This window comes from Kribbella solani, assembly GCF_014205295.1.
Lineage (GTDB): Bacteria > Actinomycetota > Actinomycetes > Propionibacteriales > Kribbellaceae > Kribbella > Kribbella solani.
Genome location: NZ_JACHNF010000001.1, coordinates 5,674,119 through 5,689,365 on the forward strand (window position 1 = coordinate 5,674,119; position 15,247 = coordinate 5,689,365).

At 67.1% G+C, this 15,247-nt stretch carries 14 protein-coding genes; 11 read left to right on the forward strand and 3 right to left on the reverse strand.

The window, feature by feature from the left end; translation table 11 throughout:
• Positions 1-39: 39 nt before the first annotated feature.
• The 3 genes from HDA44_RS26080 to HDA44_RS26090 are packed head-to-tail and all read left to right on the forward strand — an operon-like array spanning position 40 to position 2,381.
• The gene (locus HDA44_RS26080) at positions 40-453 is read left to right on the forward strand and encodes a hypothetical protein (protein ID WP_184838792.1); all 414 of its coding nucleotides are present in this window, start codon (positions 40-42) and stop codon (positions 451-453) included.
• The gene (locus HDA44_RS26085) at positions 454-1,764 is read left to right on the forward strand and encodes a sensor histidine kinase (RefSeq protein WP_184838794.1); all 1,311 of its coding nucleotides are present in this window, start codon (positions 454-456) and stop codon (positions 1,762-1,764) included.
• Positions 1,761-2,381, forward strand: a complete 621-nt coding sequence (locus HDA44_RS26090; RefSeq protein ID WP_184838796.1) for a response regulator — start codon at positions 1,761-1,763, stop codon at positions 2,379-2,381. Before HDA44_RS26085 ends, HDA44_RS26090 begins: the two co-directional genes overlap by 4 nt.
• A gap of 10 nt (positions 2,382-2,391) precedes the next feature.
• Here HDA44_RS26090 and HDA44_RS26095 read toward each other — a convergent pair whose 3' ends face one another.
• On the reverse strand, positions 2,392-4,872 hold the full coding sequence (locus HDA44_RS26095; RefSeq protein ID WP_184838798.1) for a DUF4097 family beta strand repeat-containing protein: 2,481 nt from the start codon (positions 4,870-4,872) through the stop codon (positions 2,392-2,394).
• A 381-nt stretch (positions 4,873-5,253) separates the two neighbouring features.
• Positions 5,254-6,720, reverse strand: coding sequence for a DUF4097 family beta strand repeat-containing protein (locus HDA44_RS26100; RefSeq protein WP_184838800.1), 1,467 nt, complete (start codon positions 6,718-6,720; stop codon positions 5,254-5,256).
• Positions 6,721-7,678: 958 nt separating this feature from the next.
• On the opposite strand from HDA44_RS26100, the gene HDA44_RS38225 reads away from it, so the two are divergent.
• The 8 genes from HDA44_RS38225 (at position 7,679) to HDA44_RS26130 (ending at position 14,541) form a co-directional block, all read left to right on the forward strand.
• Positions 7,679-7,813, forward strand: coding sequence for a hypothetical protein (locus HDA44_RS38225; RefSeq protein WP_272956435.1), 135 nt, complete (start codon positions 7,679-7,681; stop codon positions 7,811-7,813).
• A gap of 510 nt (positions 7,814-8,323) precedes the next feature.
• Complete coding sequence (locus HDA44_RS26105) at positions 8,324-9,424, forward strand: LacI family DNA-binding transcriptional regulator (RefSeq protein WP_184838802.1); 1,101 nt, start codon at positions 8,324-8,326, stop codon at positions 9,422-9,424.
• Complete coding sequence (locus HDA44_RS26110; RefSeq protein WP_184838804.1) at positions 9,421-10,347, forward strand: ABC transporter permease; 927 nt, start codon at positions 9,421-9,423, stop codon at positions 10,345-10,347. The genes HDA44_RS26105 and HDA44_RS26110 overlap by 4 nt, the downstream gene beginning before the upstream one ends.
• Entirely contained in the window at positions 10,347-11,213 is an 867-nt protein-coding gene (locus HDA44_RS26115; RefSeq protein ID WP_184838806.1) for an ABC transporter permease, read from the forward strand. Before HDA44_RS26110 ends, HDA44_RS26115 begins: the two co-directional genes overlap by 1 nt.
• 32 nt (positions 11,214-11,245) lie before the next feature.
• Positions 11,246-12,757, forward strand: coding sequence for an ABC transporter substrate-binding protein (locus HDA44_RS26120; protein ID WP_184838808.1), 1,512 nt, complete (start codon positions 11,246-11,248; stop codon positions 12,755-12,757).
• A 68-nt stretch (positions 12,758-12,825) separates the two neighbouring features.
• Complete coding sequence (locus tag HDA44_RS36795; protein ID WP_202887566.1) at positions 12,826-13,371, forward strand: ATP-binding cassette domain-containing protein; 546 nt, start codon at positions 12,826-12,828, stop codon at positions 13,369-13,371.
• Positions 13,368-13,787, forward strand: a complete 420-nt coding sequence (locus HDA44_RS36800) for an ABC transporter ATP-binding protein (RefSeq protein WP_202887568.1) — start codon at positions 13,368-13,370, stop codon at positions 13,785-13,787. Before HDA44_RS36795 ends, HDA44_RS36800 begins: the two co-directional genes overlap by 4 nt.
• A complete protein-coding gene (locus HDA44_RS26130; RefSeq protein WP_184838810.1) occupies positions 13,780-14,541 on the forward strand; it encodes an ABC transporter ATP-binding protein in 762 nt (253 codons plus the stop codon). Before HDA44_RS36800 ends, HDA44_RS26130 begins: the two co-directional genes overlap by 8 nt.
• Here HDA44_RS26130 and HDA44_RS26135 read toward each other — a convergent pair.
• A complete protein-coding gene (locus tag HDA44_RS26135; protein WP_238352551.1) occupies positions 14,538-15,158 on the reverse strand; it encodes an FMN-binding negative transcriptional regulator in 621 nt (206 codons plus the stop codon). The two genes, HDA44_RS26130 and HDA44_RS26135, sit on opposite strands and share 4 nt — an antisense overlap.
• Between the last annotated feature and the right edge of the window lie 89 nt (positions 15,159-15,247).

Consider the following 15,247-nt stretch of genomic DNA (forward strand, 5'->3'; position numbering starts at 1 on the left):
AGTCGAGGTACCGAACCGAACCCTCGACAGGAGACCACCATGAACACCCCCGCGAACCTCGGGCACCCGCGAAGCGCCGCCACGTTGCGGAGCGTGCGGCTGCTGGTGACCGGCTACCTGGCGATCAGCGTGCTGACCCTGATCGCGATCGTCGTGATGCGCAACGACGCGACGGCCGTCAACCCCGCCGTCTGGACCCGCGGCACCATCGTGGTCGCCGCGGCGACGGTGACCTTCCTGCTCGCCCGGAGCGCCGCTCGCGGCTCCCGCGGGGCCTACCGCCGGCTCCGGATCGTCTCGGCGGCAATGCTGGTCGCGGTCGTGGTGATCATCGCCCTGCCGGGTACGTTCCCGCTGTGGATGAAGAGCGAGCAGGCCGTCTGCGGGCTGCTGCTGCTCGGTGTCGCCGTCCTGGTGAACGGGAAGCACCTCCGCTCGGTGTTCACTGACTAGATGAGCGAGCGCGTGTGGCCGGTTCGGCTGACAGTGGTGCCGTACGTACTGCTGGCGCTACTCGCCGGCGTCACGAGCCTGATCAAACGCGACCAGCCCGAGTCGCTGACCATCGATCTCGGGCTGTGCGCGCTGGTCGGGCTGTGGACCCTCGGAATGTTCACGCTGCGGCCGGCGCGACGGAGCGACACCCGCGCGATGGCGATCTTCATCGCGGGGTACGTGGTGCTGCTGGCCGTGCTCGTGGTCCGGGACCCGTGGTTCGGGTTCCTCACCCCGGCCGGGTACTTCTACACCTTCATGCTGCTGCCGTGGCCGTTCGAACTGCTCGGCGTCGGCGCGGTCGCGGTGATCGCCGGGACCGCACAGTCGTACGACATTCCGAAGACGGATGTGTTCGGCCTGCTCGGCTGCGCCGCCGCGATCGGCGTGAACGTGGTCGGGATGTGCTTCGGGGCCTGGCTCGTCCAGCGTCGCGAGGTGCTCAGCCGGCAACGCCAGGACGCGGTCGACGCGCTGACCGAAGCCAACCAGCGGCTCGAGGCGACGCTGACCGAGAACGCGGTGCTGCACGAGCAGCTCCTGACCCAGGCCCGGGAGGCAGGCGTGATCGACGAACGACAGCGGATGGCCCGCGAGATCCACGACACCCTCGCGCAGGGGTTGACCGGCATCGTCACGCAACTGCAGGCCGCGGAGCATTCCGCCGACTGGCGCCGGCACGTCACCACCGCAGTCGATCTCGCCCGGGACAGCCTGACCGAGGCACGGCGATCGGTGCACGCGTTGCGTCCACAGCCGCTGCAGTCGGCCACGTTGAACGAGGCGATCGGCGATGTCGTACGCCGCTGGTCCGCCGTGCACGGGATCGACGGGCGGCTCACCATCACCGGTACGCCGCGGGTGCTGACGCCCGATGAAGAATCCACCTTGCTGCGGGCCGCGCAGGAGGCACTCGCCAACGTGGCCAAGTACGCGCAGGCTACTCGGGTGGGGGTGACGTTGTCGTACCTGGAGAGGAAGGTCGCGTTGGACGTACGGGACGACGGGATCGGGTTCGATCCGGCCGCGAGTACTGACGGGAGCACGGCGTCGGCGGGCGGGGGATTCGGGCTGATCGCGATGCGGCAGCGGGTCGAGGCACTGAACGGCACCCTCGAAATCGAGTCCGAGCCCGGCGCCGGCACCGCGATCTCAGCAACCATCCCAACCTCCGGAGCAGCCGCCGACGCGGGCGCATCCGTCGACGCGGGAGTTGCCGGGGATGCGGGAGTAGCCGGAGCGGCCGGGGATGCGGGGGTGTCCTCGTGATTCGGTTGCTGATTGCGGACGATCATCCGATCGTGCGCGACGGGCTGAGCGGGATGTTCGCGGCCGAGCCCGGGTTCGAGGTGGTCGGCCAGGCCGGCGACGGCGCCGAGGCGGTACGGATGGCCGAAACGCTGCGCCCCGACGTGATCCTGATGGACTTGCAGATGCCCGACATGAACGGCCTCACCGCGATCACCGAACTCGCCGAACGCGGCATCACCTCGCGCGTACTCGTCCTCACCACCTACGACACCGACGGCTACGTCGTACCCGCGATCGAAGCCGGCGCCACCGGTTACCTGCTGAAGGACGCCCCTCGCGACGACCTGCTCCGCGCCGTCCAAGCAGCCGCCGAAGGCAAGTCGGTCCTCGCCCCCTCAGTGGCGAACACGTTGATGAACCACGTCCGTACGCCACCCACCCCCGACATCCTCAGCCCCCGCGAACTGGAGGTCCTGCAAGCCGTCGCGGCCGGCAACACCAACCGCGAAATCGCCGCCCACCTCTTCATCAGCGAAGCGACAGTCAAGACCCACCTACTCAACATCTACGCCAAACTAACCGCACCCGACCGAGCCTCAGCCGTAGCCAAAGCCTTCAAACTCGGCCTCCTCTGACCCCGGCGCTTCACTCCCGACTGGGCCGCGACGGCCCAGACCGATCCGGCCCGGACCGATCCGTGAACGACCGCTCCCCACCGGACGAGGCCGCGGCCTGCGGCGTACTCGCCCCCGCCGGGGTCTGCACCTGAGCCCCTGCTGCGTCCACCCTCAGCCCTTGCGAAGTAGCCGTCTGGCTCGCGGTCACGTTGACGCTGCCCATGGTCGAACTCGCCTTCACCGTTCCACCAGAGTTCGCATGCACATCGACTGACCCCTGCGGCGCCCGAACGTCCGCGTTGCCGTTGAGATCCGTGACCCGGACGTCGCCCAGCTTCGCGTGCAGGTTCGCGTCCTTGGTGGAGCCGACCGTGATATCTCCTCTCGACGAGGGCGTAGTGCGGGTAACTCCCACCCCTGTGGTCACGTCGACCTTGTCTGCGTTCCGGATGTCGACGGAGGCAGTGCCGGTCGACACATCAACCTCGCCGGCGCTCTCCACCTGGACGTGACCGTTGCCGCAGGTCGCATCGACAGTGCCCGCGTGCTCGACCCAGATTACGCCGTTGCCGGTCTCCGCCTCAACCTTGCCGGCACTCCCAACGTCGATATCGCCGTTGCCGGAATGCGCGTCAACGCTCTCGGCCTTTCCAACCTTGACCTTGCCGTTACCGGTGTTCGCCTTGACTGTCCCGGCGTTCGTGACGTCGATGTTGCCGTTACCAGTGTCCGCCTTGACTGTCCTGGCGTTCGTGACGTCGACGTTGCCGTTACCAGTGTCCGCCTTGACTGTCCCGGCTTGCTCAACCTTGACGTCGCCGTTGCCGGCCTTCGCCTCGACGGTCTCGGCTTGCTCAACCGTCACGTCGCCGTTACCGGTCCTCGCGTCGACGATGTTCAGCTTGCCTGACGTCTCAAGGCTCGCGTTGTGGGTCCGGCACTCCACCGAGCTGCCTTCCGGCACGACCGCGTAGATGTCGATCGGCGAAGGACTCTCCATGGAGTTTCCGCCGCTGACGTTGTAGCCAAAACGAGAAGCGTGACTGCCCGTGACGATTTGAGTATTGTTGCCAAAGGACATGTGCGTCGTGCGTCCACTATCGCTCACCGTGACCATCGACCCGTTGCCCACGACAACGTCTCCGTAGTAGTGCCCGCTACTGATGGTCCCGCCTTCGACGGAACCACCTACCTGTTGCACCTTGGCTTTGATTCTGCCGTCGGGGCCCGTACGCACACCGGCGTCCTGGACGGCATCCGCTGCCGGGCCGGTCGTATCCCTGGTGCTGACGGTGATCCGCGCCTCGGTGCAGTTGGGGTCGGCCACCACAATCACCCGCCCACCCGCCCCCAGCAACCGAGCGTCAAGCGTCACCGGGTCAGACCCCGGCACGGTCCACGTACGACTGGTCCCGCCCTGTCCCCGCCCGTCCGGGCCGCCCATGCCCGCCTGAGCCCCCGGGCCGCCCTGGCCTGGCGGACCTCCTTGGCCTGGACCTCCCGGGCCTTGTGTCGCTCGATCCTGAGCAGCTGCCTGCATTCCTTGCCGGAGCTCCTGCGCTGCTGCTCGGGCGTCGGCCTCTTGAGGTGACATGACCGACTGCGCAGCACCCGGTGCCTGAGCACCGGCGGATTGTCCGACGCCGGGTTGCGGTGTCATGCGGTACGGAGCCTGGCCGGCTCTTGCTTGGGCAGCCTGGATCGCCGCGTCTGCCTGCTGAACCGCTGCCCGCACCTGCTCAAGCACCGACTGCGCCTGCTGAGCCGGTGGTTGGTTCGGCCGGGCAGGGCCGGGCTGCATCACGTTGCGGTAGGCGGTCGCCATCGCGCTGTCACCGACGGTCGGTGTCGCGGAGACGATCGGGGCCTGGTTGCCGGGGCCCGCCGCCGGTGTCTGGGCTGCCGGGTTGAACGGAGTTGCCGGCTGGGCCCCTGGCGGCGGGGGTGCCTGGGGTACCCCGGGTGCCTGGCCTGGGGCCGGCTGGACTCGCTGGTTCGTTGCCGCCGCCGGGTTGAATGGCTGTACGAACGGGGGCGCCTGGCGCGGGGTTGCTGCTTGGGAGGCGAGGAGGGTTTGGCGGGCGATGTCCTCGGTCTGGCGAGCTAGTTGGAGTAGTCGGTTTCGATCGGCGGCGATGGCTCGGAGGGCGGGCTGGTAGCTCTGGTATGCGTTTGTCGCGGCGATCACTTGTGGATCACCGAACATGCCCTGCGGGTCGCGTATCTGGCGGAACGAGTTCGTCGTCCGGCCGGACCAGGCGCTGCCGTGGATCGCGGTGATCCGGCCCGAGATTTCGGCGGGGCTGCCGCCGCGATCGATCTCCGCGGTCAGACTCGGGCGCTGGGAGTCCACCTTCCCGTTGCGGTCCGTACGCGCGTTCCGATCCACCAAGTCCCGGAACTCCTGGCCCTTGGACTTGGAGATCCGGTCCATGAACCGCATCATCGCGCGGAGGACGCGCACCAGTTGCTCACGCGCTTGCGTGAGGACCTCTTCCTCCAGCGCCACGTCACCTCACTCGGCTCAAACTCGGCATACCGTCACGCAGCGTACCCGGCGAGCGGTTCGCCCCCAGCCCAGCTCAAACACCAGTTTCATCACGGCCCGGCGTGTCGTCAACGTCGGCCGGACCGGACCGGCATTCGGTCGTGAACCCCAAAGCCAAACGGGGATCAGCCGCGTACCGCGCGGATCGGAACGAGCTCTCGGCCCCTGCGCGACTGCCTGTCGGAAACGGCAGCTTGACAGTACGTCGCGTGCGCACGGCTACGTCGTACCGGCGATCGAAGCCGACGACACCGGGTACCTGCTGAAGGACGCCCCACCCGACGAACTCCTCCAGGCCGTCGCCGAAGCCTTCGAACTCGGCCTCCTCTGACCGGCCGACACTCAGTCCCGCCCACTCCCGGATTCCCGCCCCGGCCCAGAGCGCTCCGAAGCCTTGAAGTCCCGCTCCCCGCTGGACGAGGCCGCGGTTTGCTGCGTATTCGCCCCCGCCGGGATCCGCACCCGCCCTGGAGGCCCCTCCGCCTTCACCTTCAACCCCTCATCGACGGCGGCTGGGAGCGCGTTCACGCTGACCGAGCCAGTGGTCGAACTGGCTCGCACCTCTCCACCTGTGCTCGCAGAGACCCTGACGTTGCCCGTCGACGACCTCGCTTCGGACCAGCCCTGGACGTCGTCGATGTCGACCCTCCCGTCTGTCGAAATCCCTGTCGCATGCTTGGAACTCACGATGCTGACATCTCCGGAGCTGGACTTCCCGTTGGCGGTCTCCGAGTTCCTGATCTCGACACGCCCGCTTTCCGAGGCCCCTTTCGCGTCTTTCGAGGCCACGATGGTGATGTCTCCGGAAATGGTTGTCCCCGTGGCACGCTCCGCGTTCTTGATGTAGACCTGCCCGCTGTCGGTTGTGCCCGTGGCACGCTCCGCGTTCTTGATGTAGACCTGCCCACTGTCGGTCGTCGCCTTGACCGTATCGGCACCATCCACGGTCACCTGACCACTCCAGGTGTTCGCCTCTACGGTCCCGGCGCTGGTGACGTCGACCGAGCCGGAGGCGGTGTGGACCCTGACGGTATCTACTTTGCCCTCCGTCACGAGCGCGGCCGAGGTAGTCCTGCAGTCAACCGAGCTACCTTCCGGCACGACGGCATGGATCTCGATCTCCGGGGTAGAGCCGCGGTGGACTATGCCACCGTCGTCGCCGGCGCCGTAGTAGTTGTAGGCAAATCTCGAGTTGCCGTCCCCGGTGACGAACATGTTGCCGCCGGCGGCCGGGTCATTTGAGATGTATTGAAGAGGGCTGTTGGGGTCGCCGTTGGCCGCCATGGTCTCCAGCTCGTCCATTGAGTACGATCTGCCATTGGCATAGACCGTCTCCTGCCCGTCAGGGCCTATGTGCAGATCTCCAATGATCACTCGTCGGGCGCCGCCGCTCGATCTCATGCCTCGGTCGACTCTGTCACCGCCGAACGTATTGCCGACGTAGTTGTTCTGGATGTCCCTGACCGTGTGACTGCTCACGCCCATGTCATTGCCCACGACAAAGTCACCCTCGAAGACCCTGCCACCGAAGTCAGTGCCGCCGACATTGTTCTGGATGCCCCGCTGGTACGTACCCCTGACGTTGCGGACCGTCCTCCCGCTGGCCGCCTGAACGTCTACCTCGGCCAAGATTCGGCCCGAGTCCTGGGTCAGCTGGGCATTCCGTACGGCGTCGTACGCCGGGCCGCGGGTAGCGTAGGTACTGATCGTGATCTGCGCTTCGGTGCAGTTCGGGTCGGCCCGGACATGGACCCGCCCGGCCGAGCCGAGCAATCGGGCGTCAAGCGTTACCGGGCCGGGTTCCGCCACGTGGATACGACTGGTCGGCAGGCGCCCACTGCCACCCTCGCCTTGTTGCGGTGCGGATGAGGAGTAACCGGGGGGTTGGGGTCGCTGGGCCGGACCGGGCTGTCCTGCGCCTGGTTGGGCTCCGGGTTGCTGCGCTTGTGGCTCTTGTGCTCGGGGCTGCGCGCCTGGAGGGACCGCTGGGCGCTCTTCGGCCTCCTCCTCCGGGTCGAGGGCAGAAAGGTACTCCGAGTACAGACTCCCGCTGTACCGCCGATCATCGGTGAATCCGCTTGAACCGCCCATTTCGACGGAGCTGAGGCGGTCTAGGCGCTCGGCTTCCTGCCGCAACACGTCGGGGTTTACCCCCGGACCGTAGGTTGCCCGCAGCATCGGCATGAACCGTTCCGGGCCAGTCGCGTTGGACGGCCCACTCTGGTTGGCCGGGCCACTCTGGTTGGCCGGGCCAGGCGGATTGACCGGGCGGGGCGGGTTGGCCGGCGCGGGCGGCGCGGGCCGACTTGCCGCTGATGGGGACTGGTTTGCGGTCGCTGGCGCCGGGTTGACCGGGCTCATCGGCTGAGCCCCCGGTGCCGGGGCTGCAGCTGGCCGCACCGCTGGTGTCGGCGTCGGTGCTGGCGTCGGTGCTGGCGCTGGTGCCGGTGCCGGGGTAGCTGGCCGCGCCGCCGGTGTTGGGGTCGCCGGTGTTGGGGTGGCGCCAGGGGTTTGGTTTGTTGCGGCGGCTGCCGGGTTGAACGGCTGGACGAAGGCCGGCGATCGCGGCGGGGGCGCCGCCTGCGGTGGCGTGACCGTGGGAGGTGCTTGGCGCGGTGGAGGGGTCGGCTGGGGCGGGGTGCTCGTGGGCGGTGTCGGCTGGGGCTGAGCTGGCACTTGGGGTGACGTTGGGGTGTTGAGTACGGCTTGGCGGGTGACGTTCTCTGCGTCGCGCGCAAGTTGAAGAGCCCGGGCTCGATCGGCTGCGATGGCTCTGAGTACGGGCTGGTGGCTCGTGTACTCGTTCGTCGCGGCCACCACGGCGTCGTCCGCGAACATGCCTTGCGGGTTGTCCACCTCGCGGAAGGCGTTGACCGCCCGGGCGGTCCACGCGGGACCGTAGCTCTCGGTGATCCGGGCGGCGATCTCGGTGTCGCTGCCGCCGCGGTCGATCGCCGCGGTCAGACTCGGACGCTGGGAGTCCACCTTCCCGTTGCGATCCGTACGCGCGTTCCGATCCACCAAGTCCCGGAACTCCTGCCCCTTGGACTTGGAAATCCGGTCCATGAACCGCATCATCGCCCGGACGACACGCACCATGGCCGCACGCGCTTCATTCAAGATCTCGTCCTCGGTTGCCACGTCACCTCCCTCGGCTCGGACCCGGCATATCGTCACGCGGCGTGCCCGGGCGAGATCGTCTCAGCCTCATTGAAACATGAGTTTGAATCTCGACCCCGGCTGTCGTCAATGCGAGCCGTGGCGGATCGGAGTCCGGTCGAGAACCCCAATGCTAATGGGGATTAGCTGCTAATACCCAGCTAATCGGAGTGAACTGTTGACACCTGCGTGAAGCGCTGGCGAAACTTCCGGAACCGTAGTGGTAGGGCGTATTAGCAGGAAAGGTGACCGGATGCGTCGCAGCCCGGCAAAGCGACCCACGCAGGCTGATATCGCGCGGCTCGCCGGGGTCAGTCAGGCGACCGTCTCGCTGGTGCTCAACGAGCGCGACGCGGGGGTACGGATCAGTCCGGCGACCCGCGAGCGGGTGCTGACCGTGATGCGCGAGTGGGGGTACGTCGCGAACGCGTCGGCCCGTTCGCTGGCCGGCGGGCGGAACAAGATCATCGGCGTCTACACGTTCGAGCCGGTGTTCCCGACCAGCGGCGTGGACTTCTACTTCCCGTTCCTGCTCGGCATGGAGCAGGAGGCGGCGGACCTCGGCTACGACCTGCTGCTGTTCACCAGCGCCGGCGGCGAACGGCAGATCTTCCGCGACGGCTCGACCCGGCTCTGGCACGCGGACGGCGCGCTGCTGCTCGGCCGCGACCCCAATGTCGAGGAGATCGAGCAACTCCGCGACTCCGGTTTTCCCTTCGTGTACGTGGGCCACCGTGAGGTAGCCGGTCCACCGGTCTCGTACGTGGCCGCCGACTACGCGGGTGCTACGCGGCAGCTCACCGAGCGGCTGTTCCAGCTCGGGCACCAGCGGGTCGCGTACGCGCGGATCGGCAATGGTGTCGCTCAACCGAGCCGGGATCGCGAGCAGGGGTTCCGCCGGGCAACGCCCTCCCGGCATCTCACCGGTCCGGTCTGGACGCTGGACTCGGTCGCCGAGGTGGATGGGTTGTTCGAGGAGCTCCAGCGCGCCGGAGTCACCGCGGTGCTGGCCGAACAGCAGCTGCTCGCGGAGGAGTTGTTGTCGTGTACCAGGCGGCGCGGTTTGTCCGTACCGGATGACCTGAGTGTCGTGGTGCTTGGCGATTCGACCGGCGCGCGGCAGGACGGTACGCCGTGGACCGGGCTGATCGTTCCGCGCGAACAGATGGGGCAACGGGCGACGGCACTGCTCGTCCGGCAACTCGAAGCACCGGACGCGAGTGCACCGAACTCGGGTGCGCCCGACGAGGGTGCGCTGGACGAGGGTGCGCTGCGCTCGGGTGGGCTGAGCGAGAGCGTCGAGTGCTGCTTCGCGGTCGGTGCGACCGTTGGACCTCCCAAGGAGTTTTCATGATCCGCGTTGTGGTCAAGCGACTGCTGATCGGCGTCCTGGTGATGTGGGGCGCGGCGTCGCTGATCTTCCTGATCGTCCGGGTCGCACCAGGCGATCCCGTCTCGATCCTGCTCGGTCCGGATGCGACCCAGGACCAGATCAAGGAGCTGAGCGCTTCACTCGGTCTGGAACGCCCACTGGCCGTGCAGTACGTCGACTACCTCGCGCACGTCGTACGCCTCGACTTCGGCGACTCGTACCGGCTAGGGCATCCAGCGATGACCGAAGTACTCGATCGGCTGTCCGTGACCGCCGAACTCATGCTGGCGTCCACACTGATCGCTGTCGTACTCGGTCTGCTCCTCGGCCTCCTGGCCGGCGGCCGACCAGGCAGTGTGGTCGATCGAGTCGTGTCAGCCGCCGCGATCGCATTGCAGTCGTTCCCGACGTTCTGGATCGGCATCATGCTGATCCTGGTCTTCGCGCTCGCGCTACGACTGCTGCCAAGCGCGGGATCGGGTACGCCGCAACATCTGATCCTGCCGACGATCACCATGGCGTTACCGTTCACCGCGATCGTCGCGCGCCTGACCCGGACCAGTGTGGTCGAGACGCTGCGCGAACCGTACATCCAGACCGCGAAGTCGAAGGGCCTCACCGATCGTCAGGTACTGCTTGGCCACGCGCTCCGCAATTCGCTGCTTCCGGTCGTGACCATCGTCGGTCTGCACATGGGCGGTCTGATGGGCGGCGCGGTGATCGTCGAGAACGTGTTCGCCTGGCCAGGGCTCGGCTCGCTGGTCGTCGATTCGGTCACCAACCGCGACTACGAGGTGGTCCAGGCGGCGACGTTCGTGATCGCCGGGGTGGTGATGCTGTTCAACCTGGCCGCCGACCTCGTCTATTCACAGCTCGATCCGCGGATCCGCCTGGAGGGCAGCTGATGGCCACGCTCGCTGCGACGCGTCCACTCGCCGTTCGCCGGATCGGTACCTGGTTCGGCCGGATCCCCTACGTCGTGCTGACGATCTACGCCCTGGTCGCGGGGCTCGGACCGTTGGTGATCGACTACAACCCGATCAGTACGTCGCTGGACGACCGCATGCTCAAGCCTGGCGCCGAGTTGTCCACAGGCGGCACCGCCTGGCTGGGGACGGACGGTCTCGGCCGCGACGTATTCGCCCAGGTCGTGTACGGCGCGCGAACGTCGATCCTGATCGGTATCGCCACCGTCGTGGTGTCCTGCATCATTGGTGTCACCATCGGTACGGTCGCCGGGTACTTCCGTGGCCGGCTGGACACGTTCCTTGCCCGTGGCATCGACATCCTGATGGCGTTCCCGGCCATCCTGCTGACGATCGTGATCGCCGGCGCGTTCGAGCGGAGCGTACCGGTGGTGGTGATCGCGCTGGCCGCGACCGCGTGGATCTCGTTCGCCCGGGTCACTCGCAGCGTCGCGCTGTCGCTGCGCGAACGGGCCTGGGTGGACGCCGCCCGGGTGCTCGGTGTGCGCCGCCGGGCGATCCTGCTCCGGCACGTGGCACCGTTCACGATCGGTCCGGTGGTCGCGCTCGCCACCCTCGAGTTCGCCCTCGTCGTACTCGCCGAGGCCGGCCTCAGCTTCCTCGGTATCGGGCTGCCGCCGTCGGCGGTTTCCTGGGGTCAAACCATTGCCAACGGCAAGCAATACCTGGCGAGCGCGTGGTGGATCTCGGCGCTGCCGGGGATCGCCCTGTCGCTGTTGATCGTCAACATCGGAATCCTCGGTGACCAGCTCACCGCCCGCTACGGACGCGGACACCTGAAGTGACGCGCCGTCCTCCCGCGAAAGGCAGGAGAACCATGATTCCTCTGACCCGACGGGCCGCACTGGCCCTTGCGGCCGGTGCCGCCATGGCCCTGACCGCATGTTCCGGCGCCGCCACCGGCGGCGGCTCGGGTTCCGGTGGTGGCGAGGTCGTGATCGCCGGCACCTACCCGGTCGACAGCATCGATCCCGGCGGTCCACAGGGTGGTGGCACCGGACCACAGATGGTCGAGCAGCAGCTCTTCAGCCGGCTGGTACGGACCAAGGCGGACGGTTCGGTCGAGGGTGACCTGGCGACGTCCTGGAAGTCCGACCCGGCCGCGAAGACCTGGACGTTCACGTTGCGCAAGGGCGTGAAGTTCAGCGACGGCAGGGAGTTGAAGGCCGCCGACGTGGTCGACTCGTTCAAACGGTTCACGGACCTGAAGGGTACGAACGCGGCGAACTTCCCCGGGTACACGATGACGTCGCCCGCCGACGGCACCGTCGTACTCACCGCGTCGAAGCCGGACGCCGCTGTCCCGCGCAAACTCACGGTGTTCTTCGTACTGCCCGCGGGCGTCGGCGCGAACGACACCGCGTTCTTCGACAAGCCGGTCGGGACCGGTCCGTTCAAACTGGACAAGTTCAGCCCGAACGAGATCGTCCTGGTACCGAACCCGCAGTACTACGCCGGCGCCCCGAAGGTCACCAAGGTGACGATCAAGAAGATGCCTGAGCTCGCCGCGCGGTTGACCGCGTTGCGTACCGGTGAGGCCGACGTGGTCTGGGGCATCCCGGACGACCAGCTTCCCGAAGTACAGCAGGACTCCACGCTGAACGTCGAGGTCATCCAGAGCTCGGCCGTGTACACGATGTGGTTCAACTCGTCGACGCCCGCGTTGAAGGACGCCGCCGTACGCCGGGCGCTTTGGCAGGCCGTCGACTTCGCGACGATCATCAAGAAGCTTTATCCACAGACCGGTTCGCTGTCCGACTCGGTGGTGTCGAAGCAGACCCTTGGCTACGTAGCGCAGACGCCCGTGACGTACGACCCGGACGCGGCGAAGGCGGCGCTCACGGCGGCTGGATTCGACTTCGGCACGAAGCTGCGGCTGCAGTTCGCGAATGACGAGTTCAAGCAGTTCAACCAGGCGGTGGTCTCCGATCTGCAGAAGATCGGCGTCCAGGTGGACCTGCTGCAGAAGGAGCAGGCGGTCTTCACCAAGGACCTGCTCGCGCTGAACTGGGACATCAACTTCCAGCAACTGTCCAACCCGATGCTCGACGCCGTGAACACGGTCGGCCGGCTCTACCCGTGTGCGGCGAAGCGCAACGGGTACTGCAATCCGGCGTTGGACAAACTGATCTCACAGGCCGCCGGCAGCACCGACGAACAGGAGCGGGTCAAGCTGTACGGCGAAGCGGAGAAGATCATCTGGGACGACGCGGTCGGCATGTATCCAATGGCAGTCAAGTATGCGTACGCGTGGAACAAGCGGCTGAGCGGCTTCACTCCGGACCCGAACGGACTGCCCGGCTTCGCGCACCTGCAGGTCAACTCTTGAGCCCGGCCAAACAACCCACACCTGTGCAGGAACCTGTGGACAACTTCGCGTCACGGACACCCGCACCTGTGGATGAGCCGTTGCTCGACGTGTCCGGACTCAGCATCGACCTGCCTACGCGTTCTGCACCGGTCCGGATCGTCGACGAGGTGTCGTTCGCGATCCCGGCGGCAACGACCGTCGGGTTGATCGGGGAGTCCGGCTCCGGCAAGACGATGACCGCGAACGCGTTGATCGGTCTGCTACCGGACGGTGCCGTGGTCCAAGGATCGTTGCGGTGGCGGAACGAGGAGTTGCTCAAGGCAACTTCTTCCCGCCGCCGGGAGTTGCGCGGGGACGAGATCGCGATGATCTTCCAGGACCCGTTGGCCGCGCTGAACCCGACGCACACGATCGGGCGCCAAGTCGGCGAGATCCTGCGGCGTTCGGGGCAGTCCCGGGCCGCGGTCCGTACCCGGGTCGTCGAGCTGCTGGACCGGGCCGGCATACCCGAACCGGCGGCGAAGTTGGCGAGTTATCCACATGAGTTCTCCGGCGGCATGCGCCAGCGCGCGGTGATCGCGATGGCGTTTCGCTGCTGCTGGCCGATGAGCCCACGACCGCGCTCGACGTGACTGTTCAAGCGCGCATCCTTCGACTGCTCCGATCGATCCAGGAGGAGTCGGGATTGTCGATGCTGCTGGTCAGTCACGATCTCCGGGTGATGGCGCATGTCGCGCATCAGGTGGTGGTGATGTACGCAGGCCGGGTCGCCGAACGTGGTCCGACGGCAGCGATCCTGCGAACGCCGGCCCACCCGTACACCCGTGCACTGGTGCAAAGCGTTCCGGCCGTACGCACCAAGTCCGCACTCGCGCATCCACTGCCTGGTACGCCGGCCACGCCCGCCGCGCGTCCAACGGGTTGTGCCTTTCATCCACGGTGCCCGTTGGCGCGGGATCGATGTCGCGAGGAGCAACCCGTGCCGCGTTCCATCGGCCCGGGACGCTGGACCGCCTGTCACTTCGCCGAGGAGGTACTCGATGCTTGAGGTCAGGGACCTCCGGGTCACGTTCGGCCCACGCCGGAAACCCTTCGTTGCTGTCGACGGGGTCAGTATCACGGTCGGCGTCAACGAAACCGTCGGTCTGGTGGGGGAGTCGGGGTCGGGCAAGACTACCGTCGCCCGTTCGATCGTCGGCCTGGTTCGTCCACAGGCTGGGGACATCCGGTACGACGGTACGCCGCTGCCACCTGGTACGCGGCGGCCCGGCGAACTGCAGCGCGCGATCCAGATGGTCTTTCAGGACCCGCGGTCGTCGCTCAATCCACGGATGACCGTTGCCTCAATCATCGGTGAGGCCTGGCGCACCCATCCGTCCGCTGCGCCCGGCCCGGATCGCATCGGCGCGCTGCATCAGCTCCTTGCCGATGTCGGGCTGGACGAAACCGTTGCGACGCGGCGCGCCGGGCAGTTGTCCGGCGGGCAGTGCCAGCGCGTCAGCCTGGCGCGGGCGCTCGCGGTCAAACCACGACTCCTGGTTTGCGACGAGGCCGTGTCCGCGCTGGATGTCTCGGTGCAGGCGCAGATCCTTCGGCTGCTCGACGACCTGCGCCGACGGCACAACCTGTCGATGCTGTTCATCTCGCACGACCTCGGCGTGGTTCACCAGATCGCGGACCGGATCGCGGTGATGCGTCGCGGCGTCCTCGTCGAGGAAGGCGCGGCGACAGAGGTGCTGAGCGCGCCACAACACGAGTACACCCAGACCTTGCTTGCTGCTGCGCTCGAACTGAACAGTTAGTCCACAGGTCGTGCCTGCGCGACCGCGTCGGCCGTCGCGCTCTGGCCGGCCGTGCGCAGGCCTTCGATCACGCCGTCGATGTCCGCATCCGGCCGGTTCTGGCTGAGTTTGAACTTGGCCTCGATCCGGTTGATCGCCAGCTCGACGCCGACGATCGCGCGCAGCTGCCCACTGATGAACTTGGCCGGCGCGTCATTCACCGACCACGGTTCGTCCCGGCCCGCCTCGTGCTGATCGGACAGTCGGCGTACCACGTCCTCCACCCAGCCGGCATCGTCGTGCACGGTCAGCGTTCCGTACACGTGCGCGGTGATGTAGTTCCAGGTCGGAACCACGCGTCCGTGCTCACGCTTGGATGCGTACCAGGCCGGCGAGATGTACGCGTCCGGTCCGCGCATGATCACCAGCGCGTCGCCGACCACTGGCTGCTGCCACTGCTCGTTGTTCCGCGCGAGATGACCGCGCAGAACATTTCGTTCAGGATCGTGGACGAACGGCAGCATCGTTGCCAGCAAGCCGGCCGGCGTCATCGTGACCAGATCCGCCGCACCATGACTCGCCAGCAGTTCCTGCAGCTCGCGGTCATCGGCGGCGAAGTGCGCGGGTACGTACATCATCCACATCCTCACCTGTTGCGTTCAGCAACAGCCTGTCCTCCGTACGCGCTCGGGGACAGGTCCATTCGATCCTGCCTTCAGCAGTCCAC

Bases quoted from the DNA above. Each gene is read 5' to 3' on its own strand.
- HDA44_RS26080 (WP_184838792.1), top strand. From the start codon at position 40: ATGAACACCCCCGCGAACCTCGGGCACCCGCGAAGCGCCGCCACGTTG.
- HDA44_RS26085 (WP_184838794.1), top strand. From the start codon at position 454: ATGAGCGAGCGCGTGTGGCCGGTTCGGCTGACAGTGGTGCCGTACGTA.
- HDA44_RS38225 (WP_272956435.1), top strand. From the start codon at position 7,679: ATGGCTCTGAGTACGGGCTGGTGGCTCGTGTACTCGTTCGTCGCGGCC.
- HDA44_RS26105 (WP_184838802.1), top strand. From the start codon at position 8,324: ATGCGTCGCAGCCCGGCAAAGCGACCCACGCAGGCTGATATCGCGCGG.
- HDA44_RS26110 (WP_184838804.1), top strand. From the start codon at position 9,421: ATGATCCGCGTTGTGGTCAAGCGACTGCTGATCGGCGTCCTGGTGATG.
- HDA44_RS26115 (WP_184838806.1), top strand. From the start codon at position 10,347: ATGGCCACGCTCGCTGCGACGCGTCCACTCGCCGTTCGCCGGATCGGT.
- HDA44_RS26120 (WP_184838808.1), top strand. From the start codon at position 11,246: ATGATTCCTCTGACCCGACGGGCCGCACTGGCCCTTGCGGCCGGTGCC.
- HDA44_RS26130 (WP_184838810.1), top strand. From the start codon at position 13,780: ATGCTTGAGGTCAGGGACCTCCGGGTCACGTTCGGCCCACGCCGGAAA.
- HDA44_RS26135 (WP_238352551.1), bottom strand. From the start codon at position 15,158: ATGATGTACGTACCCGCGCACTTCGCCGCCGATGACCGCGAGCTGCAG.